This is a genomic window from Pseudomonas sp. GL_139_B (assembly GCF_057834475.1).
This window is the reverse complement of sequence record NZ_CM174403.1, coordinates 3,811,498-3,823,215: the sequence shown is the minus strand read 5'-3', so window position 1 is coordinate 3,823,215 and position 11,718 is coordinate 3,811,498. Positions and strand designations below refer to the sequence as shown.

At 59.5% G+C, this 11,718-nt stretch carries 7 protein-coding genes; all 7 read left to right on the top strand.

Going from position 1 to position 11,718, the window contains the following annotated elements:
- Positions 1–174 precede the first annotated feature (174 nt).
- Positions 175–741, top strand: a complete 567-nt coding sequence (locus AC3ISI_RS17290) for an RBBP9/YdeN family alpha/beta hydrolase (protein ID WP_489333026.1) — start codon at positions 175–177, stop codon at positions 739–741.
- 133 nt (positions 742–874) lie between these two features.
- The gene (locus AC3ISI_RS17285) at positions 875–2,878 is read left to right on the top strand and encodes a DUF1302 domain-containing protein (RefSeq protein WP_489333025.1); all 2,004 of its coding nucleotides are present in this window, start codon (positions 875–877) and stop codon (positions 2,876–2,878) included.
- A gap of 54 nt (positions 2,879–2,932) precedes the next feature.
- Positions 2,933–4,291 carry a DUF1329 domain-containing protein gene (locus tag AC3ISI_RS17280; protein WP_489333024.1) on the top strand — a complete coding sequence of 453 codons (1,359 nt, stop codon included), beginning with the start codon at positions 2,933–2,935 and terminating at the stop codon, positions 4,289–4,291.
- A gap of 149 nt (positions 4,292–4,440) precedes the next feature.
- On the top strand, positions 4,441–5,529 hold the full coding sequence (locus AC3ISI_RS17275) for a WD40/YVTN/BNR-like repeat-containing protein (protein ID WP_489333023.1): 1,089 nt from the start codon (positions 4,441–4,443) through the stop codon (positions 5,527–5,529).
- Positions 5,530–5,542: 13 nt separating this feature from the next.
- Complete coding sequence (locus AC3ISI_RS17270) at positions 5,543–8,077, top strand: efflux RND transporter permease subunit (RefSeq protein WP_489333022.1); 2,535 nt, start codon at positions 5,543–5,545, stop codon at positions 8,075–8,077.
- A gap of 7 nt (positions 8,078–8,084) precedes the next feature.
- Positions 8,085–9,863, top strand: coding sequence for an acyl-CoA dehydrogenase C-terminal domain-containing protein (locus AC3ISI_RS17265; protein ID WP_489333021.1), 1,779 nt, complete (start codon positions 8,085–8,087; stop codon positions 9,861–9,863).
- 103 nt (positions 9,864–9,966) lie between these two features.
- Positions 9,967–11,610, top strand: a complete 1,644-nt coding sequence (locus AC3ISI_RS17260; protein WP_489333020.1) for a fatty acid--CoA ligase — start codon at positions 9,967–9,969, stop codon at positions 11,608–11,610.
- Positions 11,611–11,718 lie beyond the last annotated feature (108 nt).

The window sequence follows — 11,718 nt, the reverse complement described above, 5'->3', positions numbered from 1 at the left end:
TTGTGATTTTCGACCAGCGGGCACCTCATGTCGGCACCGTGAAATTTGTCATGAAAAGAGAAGTGGCTGACGTCCAATGAAAAGCGCCCGGGGTGGGGGAACTTTAATGTCAGCACAACAAAAATCGCTGACCAACGAGTCAGTCGAGTCATCGAGAAAGCGTAGGTGCCTGACGTGGACAAACTGAATACTGTCGCAACCGTTTTGATCGTGCCGGGCTTGCGTGAGCATGTGGCCGAGCATTGGCAGACATTGCTTGAAGCCAGACTCTGCAAAGTACGCAGCGTCCCGCCGCTTGAAACCGACAAACTCGACTGCGCTGCACGGGTTCGCGCGATCCAGCACGAACTGGAGCAGATCGAAGGGCCGGTAATCCTGGTCGCCCACAGTGCCGGTGTGTTGATGGTCGCACACTGGGCCGCGTTACACAGTCGTCCGATCAAGGGTGCCCTGCTGGCCGCGCCACCGGACCTCGAGGCTACTTGGCCGCAAGGCTACCCCACTTCCGAATCTCTGCGGGCTCATGGTTGGGATCCGCTACCCCAAGGTCCGTTGCCGTTCCCAAGCCTGGTGGCCGGCAGCACCAATGATCACCTTGCCAGTCTGGACGCCGTCACTCGCATGGCTCAAGGCTGGGGTGCCGAACTGCGCAATTTTGGCGCAGTAGGCCATCTCAATCCAGCTGCAGGATTTGGCCACTGGCCAGAAGCGGAAACGCTCATCCTGGAACTGGACCGGTAGTTCAGGCGCCGACTTGGCGGTAAGCCAAGCGGCATTTGCCCTCACTCCTGAGAAGCGCAAGTCCCTGGTACAAGGGAATGCGTGAGGGCTGCTGCGCTTAAAAACAAATACAAAAAGGCGGAGAAACATCGCAATGCACAACAATAAGAGTCAAGGGTTCACCGTTTCACGTTACACCTTGCTGGCTTCGGCCATCCTCGCGGCTTCCATGCCGACCGCCCAGGCGGTTGAACTGGATACGGGCAATCCGGACTGGACCGCGCGTATCGATAACACCGTCAAGTACAACTACGGTGTGCGCACTGAAAACGCCGACAAGCGCATGTTGGGGACCCCGAACAACAACGACGGCGACTACAACTTCCGCAAGGCCGGCACCAACATCACCAACCGTGTCGACCTGTTGACCGAGATGGACGTGGCTTACAAGAACGCCATGGGTTTTCGCGTCAGTGCGGCCAGCTGGTACGACAAGGCGTATGACAACACCGGTTCCAACTCCAACCCGTTCGTCAACGGCAACGATGCACGCTCCGGTCTGGTCGCCAACGATCCACGTCTGGCCGCCGTCACCAATGACAACGTCGGCTTTGGCAGCCCGCACCTGAGCAACTACGCCCAGCGTTATTACAGCGGTCCGTCGGGCGAAATTCTCGATGCGTTCGTGTTCTACAGCACCGAAGTGGGCGAAGAGTCCTTGTTCAGTGCCAAGGCCGGTCAGCACAACGTGTTTTGGGGTGAGACCATTCTCAACCCGGTGCACTCGGTCAGCTACGGCCAGTCCGGCCTCGACCTGGCCAAACTGGCGGCGTCGCCGGGTACGGAAGCCAAGGAGTTGTTCGTTCCACGTAACCAGTTGTCGATGTCGTTCACCGTTAACCCCGAGTTGACCGTGGGTGCGCAGTACTTCATGGATTGGGACGCCGCTCGCCTGCCTGAAGCGGGCACCTACTACGGTGGTTCCGACCTGGTGGGCTTTGGCGCCAAATCGTTCCTGTTGGGCAACACCAACGCCGTGGTTCCGGGCAGCCCACTGGGTTGTGGCCTGGCACCGTGCAATGCGTTGACCAACGTGCGTCGTGGTCATGACCTGGATCCGCACAACAGTGGTGACTGGGGCGTAATGGCCAAGTGGTCGCCGGCCTGGCTGGACGGGACGCTCGGCGTCTACTACCGCGAAACTTCGGACATCCTGCCGCAAGCCTGGCTGGATGCCAGAGGCCTGACCTCGGCCAACCCGAACGGCACCCGACCAGCCGGGCAAGTGCCGGCGGTGGTCAACACGCTCAACTCGTTGAGCACCGCCACCTATCAACTGGCCTATGCCGACAACATTAAGATTTTCGGCCTGAGTCTGTCCAAGGATGTCGGCGGTGTGAGTGTGGGTTCGGACCTGAACATCCGTGAAAACATGCCGCTGGCCAGTATCCCGGCCATCGTCAGCACCACCAGCCCGCTGGGCCTGGGCCAGGGCCTCGGCCTGTTGCCGGCGCGCACGGATTCCACGGGTGTGATCTACGACACCCCGAGCCGCGGCGACAGCCTGAGCGCTACCGGTGAGACCTTGCACTGGACGCTGAACGGTCTGATGACCATTCCGAAAACGCCGGTGTTCGATTCGGCTTCCCTGCTGGGCGAGCTGTACTACAGCAACCTGCTCAAGCTCGATGACAAGAACGAAGCGCTCTATAAGGGTAAGAGCACCTACCACGGTATCGACCAGTCGACTCGCGACAACTGGGGCGTAGCGGTCAACTTCACCCCGACCTGGTACCAAGTGTTCCCCGGTGTTGACCTCAACGCGCCAATGTCCGTCAACGTCGGCCTGGCCGGTGTGTCACCGGTATCCGGTGGCGGTGCCAAAGACACTGGCAACTATGCGCTCGGCGTAGGCGCTGTTGTGTACAACAAATACTTTGTAGACCTGAAGTACGTGGACTCCTTCGGCCAAACCGACAAGTGCAATGTCAGCGGTGTGAGTACAGGTAACAAAGGTGGTGATGGTTCCACCCCGAACGCCTTTAGCGGCAACGAAAACTACGCCTGTTACGCCGGTGGCTACTCGTCCTTCTCCGGTGGTGGTGCAACGACTGAGGACCGTGGCGCCGTGTACCTGACGATGAAAACAACCTTCTGATTCACAACTTTGATTCACCACTGATTTGCTCAATGCAAGCAGGAGAATAACAATATGAAATTTGCACAAACCGTGTTGGCTGCCTCGCTGGCGATGATCGTCGCCGCCCAGGCCCATGCCGCTGTATCGGCTCAAGAAGCCGCCAAACTGGGCACCAGCCTGACCATGGTCGGCGCTGAAAAAGCCGGTAATGCCGATGGTTCCATCCCCGCCTATAACGGCGGCCTGACCACGCCGCCGGCCAGCTTCAAGGCCGGTGACAGCATGCGTCCGGACCCATTTGCCAATGAGAAGCCGGTGCTGGTCATCGACGGCAAAAACGTCGATCAGTACAAAGGCCAACTCACCGCAACCACCGCGGAACTGGCCAAGCGTTTCCCGACTTTCAAAGTCGAGGTGTACCCGACTCACCGTACCGTTTCGCTGCCTAAAGCCATCCTCGACAACGGCGTGAAAAACGCCACCGGCGCCAAGTCCCTTGAAGGTGGCCTGGCCATCGACAACGTGCTGCCGGGTGTGCCTTTCCCGATCCCGCAATCGGGTAACGAGGCGATGTGGAACTTCCTGCTGCGCTATCAGGGCGTGAGCATCAACTCCAAGTACGATTCCTGGAACGTTGACTCCGCGGGCGTTCCAAGCCTGGCGACCACCGGGATGGCGTTCATTTCCTATCCGATCTACGAAAACCTGGCGCAGCCGATCAGCAGTGCCGACGTGTACTACCAGATGAAGCTGCAGTACACCGGTCCGGCGCGTCGTGCCGGCGAAGCGGTGATGCTCAAGGACGCCGCCAACCCGTTGCAACAACCACGTCGTGCCTGGCAGTACCTGCCTGGTCAGCGCCGTGTGAAGCTGGCGCCGAACCTCGCCTACGACACGCCTAACCCAGGTACCGCCGGCGCCGGGACTTACGACGACGTCTTCGTGTTCAACGGTGCGCTGGATCGCTACGACTGGAAGTTGGTCGGCAAGCAAGAAATGATCGTGCCTTACAACACCTACAAGCTGACCTACGTTCAGGATCCGAAGTCGATCACCACGCCGAATCACCTGGCACCCGACTTCGTGCGTTGGGAAAAACACCGTGTATGGGTCGTCGAAGGCACCCTCAAGGCTGGCGCACGTCACATCTACGCCAAACGTCGCTTCTACCTCGATGAAGACAGCTGGACCGCTTTGGCTTCGGATCAATATGACGCCCGTGGTCAACTGTATCGTGGTTCGTTTGCCTTCCTCAGCCAAAGCTATGACAAGCAGGTCCCTGACTCCACTCCGTTCATGATCTATGACCTGGTGGGCGGTTCCTACAACATCAACGGTGTAGTCGGCCCGTACGGCGGCATCAAGTACATCGATCCGCTCTCCAAGGCACAGTGGTCGTCGGAGTCCCTGGCGGGCGCCGGCATTCGCTAAGCAAACCGCAACAAAGCGTCCATCGGTCCACGGCCCACAAGGCCGTGTGACCGCGCGAAGGTCGGTGCAAGCCGATCATCGCGGCGACAGTTTTTAACGTCGGGCTGCACATTGCAGTCCCTGACGCGGTTTTCCCAAGAGGACGCGGTATGGGTTCGTACAAAAAGTACCTGCAGTTGGCGTTCGGCGCCGTGCTTGTCTTGTCGCAGGGCGTCACTCAGGCGGCCGGCTATATCGATGTGTTGGACTTGCCCGCCAAAGTCAGTGCTTTGGCAGTCAGCAGTCCGTTGTCCGGCATGACCCGCGCAGGCGACCGATTGGTAGCCGTCGGGCAGCGTGGACACATTCTCTATTCAGATGACAGCGGTAAACATTGGCAGCAAGCAGCTGTGCCAGTGAGTGCCGATCTCAGTGCTGTGAATTTTCCATCGGCCAGGGAAGGCTGGGCGGTCGGCAATGATGGCGTGGTGTTGCACAGCGATGATGCTGGCGTGACCTGGCGCAAGCAATTGGACGGCCGTCAGATCGGTGAATTACTGGTCAAGCATTACGGTGCGTTGGCCAGTGCCCAACCCGACAACGAAGAATGGTCGCATTGGGCCGCCGAAGGCCAGCGACTGGTAGAGCAGGGCGCGGACAAACCCTTGCTCGATGTCTGGTTTGCCAATGAACAGGTCGGCTATGTGGTCGGCGTGTTCAACCTGATCCTGCGCACTGATGACGGTGGCCAAACCTGGACCCCGTATCAGGACCGCACCGACAACCCGCAAGGCTTTCACCTCAACGCTATCGCCTCCACCGGTGACGCGTTGTACATCGCTGGCGAGCAGGGCCTGCTGCTCAAATGGGATGAGGCCAGCCAGCGCTTCGTCGCCGTGCCGACGCCTTATCAAGGCAGTTTCTTTGGCGTGCTGGGCAAGCCAGGAGAAGTGCTCGTCTACGGCCTGCGTGGCAACGTATTGCGCAGCACCGATGGCGGCCAGAGTTGGACCGCGCTGGACAGTGGCCTGCGCATCAGTATCACCGCCGGCCTCATCGATGACCGTGGCGACTACCGCTTGTTCACCCTGGGTGGGCAGATGCTGGTCAGCCAGGGCACTGGCGCGCAATTGCACCTGGTTCAGAAACCCGTACCGACACCGGTAGCCGGCGCTGCCGAGGCCTCCAACGGCTCGCTGGTGGTGGGTGGTTTGCGTGGTGCCCTGGCGCTGTCCGTCGATAAGACCTCGAACCCTTAAAGCGAGAACCCACATGGGCAATATAAAACAAGAAGCCATGCCGGTGATCCGCGACATGCGTGATTTCGACACTCGTTCCGGCAACCTGCTGGAGCGGCTGGTGTTCAACTACCGCCCGCTGTTCATGCTGATGATGGCGCTCGCCACCGTGGTGCTGGGCTTCATGGCGGTCACCCGTCTGGAGCTGCGTCCCAGCTTCGAAAAAATGATTCCGCAGAGTCAGCCGTATATCCAGAATTTTCTGGAAAACCGCGCGTCCCTGCGTGGCTTGGGTAACTCGGTGCGCGTGGTGGTGGAAAACACCCAAGGCGATATTTTCGAGCCTGAATACCTGGACGTGCTCAAGCAGGTCAACGATCAGTTGTTCCTCACCGAGGGCGTCGACCGTGCCTGGATGAAGTCGTTGTGGAGCCCGGCCGTGCGCTGGACCGAAGTCACCGAGGAAGGTTTCCAGGGTGGCCCGGTGATGCCCGACACTTACCAGGGCAAGCCTGAAGAAATCGAGCAACTGCGCCAGAACATCTCCCGTGCCGGAATCGTCGGCAGCCTGGTGGCCAGCGATTTCAAATCCACCATGCTGATCGTGCCGCTGCTGGACAAGGCCTCGGCCACTGGCCAGAGCATCAACTACCATCAGTTCTCGCAGATGCTCGAAGAGCAGTTGCGCGACAAGATTGAATACGCCGGTGACAGTGCCGCGCGCAAATCCGGTGTCGAAGGCAAGGGCCACTACAAGGTCCGGGTGATCGGTTTCGCCAAATTGATGGGCGATCTGATTGATGGTCTGATTCAGGTGATGATGTTCTTCGGCCTGGCCGTGATCACCTCGCTGATCATCATTTACGCCTACACCCGTTGCGTGCGCAGCACCCTGCTGGTGGTCGGCTGTTCGCTGATCGCAGTGGTCTGGCAGCTGGGCATCGTTGCCTGGTTGGGTTACGCCATCGACCCGTACTCGGTGCTGGTGCCGTTCCTGATCTTCGCCATCGGCGTATCCCACGCCGCGCAGAAGATGAACGGCATCATGCAGGACATCGCCCGTGGCACCCACAAACTGATCGCCGCGCGCTACACTTTCCGCCGTCTGTTCATTGCCGGCGTCACCGCGCTGCTGGCCGACGCCGTGGGCTTTGCCGTGTTGATGCTGATCGACATTCCGGTGATCCAGGACCTGGCGATCACCGCCAGTATCGGTGTCGCGGTATTGATCTTCACCTCACTGTTGCTGATGCCAGTGGCGCTGTCGTATGTCGGTGTCGGTGCAAAAGCCGCCGAGCGCGCCCTGAAAATCGACACCCGCGCCGACCGCCACAAAGGTTTCGGCAAATTGTGGGACACACTCGACCGCTTCACCACACGCAAGTGGGCCACCGGAGCCGTTCTGGTCGCACTGTTGATGGGTATCGGCGGCTTCATGGTCAGCCAGAATCTGAAGATCGGCGACCTGGAAAGTGGTGCCCCGGAGCTGCGTGCCGATTCGCGCTACAACCGTGACAACGCCTACATCACCCAGCATTACGCGCTTTCCAGCGACCTGTTCGCGGTCATGATCAAGACCGCGCCGGAAGGCTGCCTGAACTACAAGACGCTGGTGCTCGCCGACCGTCTGGCCTGGGAACTGCAGCAGAATCCGGGCGTGCGGGCGACGACGTCGCTGGTCAACGCCGTGCGGCAAATCACGGCCGGGACCTACGAGGGCAACCCCAAGCTCAACAGCATCCAGCGCAACCAGGACGTCCTGAACTACGCTGCGCAGCAAGCCTCGGTCAACTCCCCGGAGCTGTTCAACAACAATTGCTCGCTGATGCCGGTGATTGCCTTCCTCAAGGATCACAAGGCCGAGACCCTGGATTCGGTGGTCGCCATCGCCGAAAAGTTTGCCAAGGAAAACAGCACCGATGATCGCCAGTTCCTGCTGGCCGCCGGCAGCGCCGGTATCGAAGCGGCGACCAACATCGTGGTCCGCGAGGCCAATCACACCATGCTGCTGTACGTCTACGCAGCGGTTACCTTGTTCTGCCTGATCACCTTCCGCAGCTGGCGCGCCACCCTGGTCGCCCTGTTGCCACTGGTCCTGACCTCGATCCTCTGTGAAGCCTTGATGGTGGCCATGGGCATAGGCGTGAAAGTGGCGACGTTGCCGGTGATCGCGTTGGGCGTCGGCATCGGCGTGGACTACGCGTTGTACCTGCTGAGTGTGCAGTTGCACTTCCAGCGCCAAGGGTTGTCGCTGTCCGAGTCGTACCGTAACGCGGTGTCGTTCACTGGGCGCGTGGTTGGCCTGGTCGGCATCACCCTGGCGGCGGGCGTGGTGTGCTGGGTCTGGTCGCCGATCAAGTTCCAGGCCGACATGGGCATCCTGCTGACGTTCATGTTCCTGTGGAACATGCTCGGCGCATTGATTCTGATTCCTGCGCTGTCGTACTTCCTGCTGCGCGAAAAATCGCTGGAGACTCTTCCAGCTGCGGATGACCTGGGGGCGCCTGCCGATGAAGCTGGCACCTCGCACACTCCGCCTGTTTCTCATGCATTGACTACTCCTGAGTAAGTTCACTATGTCCGAATACAAAGCTCCCTTGCGCGACATGCGCTTCGTCCTCAATGAAGTTTTTGAGGTGTCCAAGCTCTGGGCCAGTTTGCCTGGCCTGGCCGAGGTCATTGACGAAGAGACGGCTGCCGCGATCCTCGAAGAGGCCGGCAAGATCACGGGTGAAGTGATCGCACCGCTGAACCGCAGTGCCGACGAACAAGGCTGCACCTGGACCAACGGCGCGGTCACCGCGCCAGACGGTTTTGTCGCCGCGTATCAGGCGTTCGCCGAAGGCGGTTGGGTCGGCGTCGGTGGTGATCCGCAGTTTGGTGGCATGGGCATGCCCAAGGCGATTTCGGCTCAAGTCGAAGAGATGGTCAACTCGGCCGGCCTGTCCTTCGGCCTGTACCCGATGCTGACCGCCGGCGCGTGCCTGTCGATCAACGCCCACGCCAGCGAAGAGCTCAAGGAACGCTACCTGCCGAACATGTACGCCGGCACCTGGACCGGTTCGATGTGCCTGACCGAGGCTCATGCCGGCACTGACCTGGGCTTGATCCGCACCCGCGCCGAGCCTCAGGCCGACGGCAGCTACAAAGTCAGTGGCAGCAAGATTTTCATCACGGGCGGTGATCACGATCTGACCGAAAACATCATTCACCTGGTACTGGCGCGACTTCCGGACGCACCGGCAGGCCCGAAGGGTATCTCGCTGTTCCTGGTGCCAAAAGTCCTGGTTAACGCTGACGGTTCACTCGGCGAACGCAATTCGCTGTCCTGCGGTTCCATCGAACACAAGATGGGCATCAAGGCCTCCGCCACCTGCGTGATGAACTTTGACGGCGCCACCGGCTGGATCGTCGACGCGCCGAACAAAGGCCTGGCGGCGATGTTCACCATGATGAACTACGAGCGTCTGGGCGTAGGCATTCAGGGGCTGTCGCTGGGCGAGCGCTCGTATCAGAACGCCGTCGAATACGCCCGTGACCGTCTGCAAAGCCGTTCGCCAACGGGTGCGCAGAACAAGGACAAGGCTGCCGACCCGATCATCGTCCACCCGGACGTGCGCCGCATGTTGTTGACCATGAAAGCCTTGAACGAAGGCGGTCGTGCGTTCTCCAGCTACGTGGCCCTGCAACTGGACACTGCCAAGTACAGCGAAGACGAGACAACCCGCAATCGCGCGCAAGAGTTGGTATCGCTCTTGACCCCGGTGGCCAAGGCGTTTCTGACCGACATGGGGCTGGAAACTACCATTCACGGCCAACAGATTTTCGGCGGCCACGGCTATATCCGCGAGTGGGGCCAGGAGCAACTGGTGCGTGACGTGCGCATCACCCAGATCTACGAAGGCACCAACGGCATTCAGTCGCTGGACCTGGTCGGTCGCAAGATCGTTGGCAGCGGCGGGGCGCTTTACCGCTTGTTCGCCTCCGAGATCCGTGACTTCGCCACCAACGCAAGCGAGGAACTCAACGAGTTCAGCAAGCCGTTGAACGCTGCCGTGAACACGCTCGACGAGTTGACCGCATGGTTGCTGGACCGGGCAAAAGCCAACCCGAATGAAATCGGCGCGGCCTCGGTCGAGTACCTGCAAGCCTTCGGTTACGTTGCCTATGCCTATATGTGGGCACTGATGGCCAAGACCGCCATCGGCAAGCAAGCCGAGGACGAGTTCTACGTCAGCAAACTGGCCACCGCACGCTTCTACTTCGCTCGCCTGTTGCCGCGCATCCATTCATTGAGCGCTTCGGTCAAGGCCGGCAGCGAGTGCCTCTATCAACTGGATGCAGCGCAGTTCTGATCGCCATGCCCCCGCGACTCCCGGCACCGTGCCGGGAGTCGTTTGCAAAGGTGTGCATTCAGGGGCACTGAGCCAACAATAAAAGTTCCAGGAACCAAAAATCATGATGGCGACAAAAATAATCCCGCCCGCCGAAGGCGCCTATGCCTATCCCTTGCTGATCAAGCAACTGCTGCTGTCCGGTGAGCGCTATGAGCCGGGTCGGGAAATCGTGTATGCCGACAAACTGCGCTACGACTACAAGACGCTCAACAAACGGATTCGCAAACTGGCTAACGCCCTGACGGCCGCCGGTGTGAAAGCCGGGGACACCGTAGCGCTGATGGACTGGGACAGCCATCGCTACCTGGAATGCTTCTTTGCCGTACCGATGATTGGCGCGGTACTGCATACGGTGAACATCCGTCTTTCTCCGGATCAAGTGCTCTTCACCATGAACCACGCCGAAGACGATCTGGTGCTGGTGCATGATGATTTCCTGCCTTTGGTCGAACAGATCCAGGGCCAACTCACGACCGTCAAAGGTTTCCTGCAACTGACAGACGACACGGCTACCGACACTTCGTTACCCGTGTTGGGTGAGTACGAGCACCTGCTGTCCCAAGCGTCAGACCAGTACGACTTCCCCGATTTCGATGAAAACTCGGTGGCAACCCTGTTCTACACCACCGGCACCACCGGCGACCCTAAAGGGGTGTATTTCACTCACCGTCAATTGGTCCTGCACACCTTGAACGGCGTAGGTACCTTGGGCGGTTATCAAGGCCAGCCGCTGCTGCGCTCCGATGATGTGTACATGCCCATCACGCCGATGTTTCACGTGCATGCCTGGGGTGTGCCGTATGTCGCCACCCTGATGGGGATCAAACAGGTGTACCCGGGCCGCTATGAGCCCAACACCCTGGTCAAACTGTATCGTGAGGAGAAGGTCACCTTTTCCCATTGCGTACCGACCATTTTGCAGATGATCCTGAACTGCGAAACCGGGAAACAGACTCGTTTTGACGGCTGGAAAATGCTTCTGGGCGGCAGCGCGCTGACCCTCGGTATCGCCAGCGAAGCCAGTGCCAAAGGCATGGTGGTGCATGCCGGTTACGGCATGTCGGAAACCTGCCCGCTGTTGTGCCTGAGTTACCTGCGTGATGACGTGCTCAAACAGCCTATGCAAGAGCAACTGGCTACCCGCATCAAGACCGGCACACCGGTGCCCATGGTTGACCTGAAAATCGTCGATGCCAGCGGCAACGATGTTGCCCATGACGGTGAGTCGTTGGGCGAAATCGTGGTCCGCGCGCCTTGGCTGACCCAGGGTTATTTGAAAGAGCCCGAAAAGGGCGCCGAGCTCTGGCTCGACGGTTGGATGCACACGGGCGACATGGCTTCGATCGACCCATTGGGCGGCGTCGAAATCAAAGACCGCATCAAGGATGTGATTAAGACCGGGGGCGAGTGGATCAGCTCGCTGGAACTGGAGAGCCTGATCAGCGAACACGCTGCAGTGATGTCCGTCGCAGTTGTCGGCATTGTCGATGAGCAATGGGGCGAACGGCCCATGGCGATGGTGGTGTGCGAGCCAGGGCAGTACCTCGACAAACAAATCCTCGAGGCGCACCTGATGAGTTTTGTCGAGTGTGGGCGCATCAACAAATGGGCGATTCCCAAGCAGTTCAAGTTCGTTGCTGAAATCCCCAAGACCAGTGTGGGGAAAATCAACAAGAAGCTGATTCGGGAAACCGCGTCGAACTGATGGTTGAAACCGCTGGGTTCTAGCCTCCTGAGGTAGATAAACAAACGTGGCGTGAGGGAAACCTCACGCCACGTTTGCGTTTTGGCCTGTCTGTTGTTTGTTGAGGCG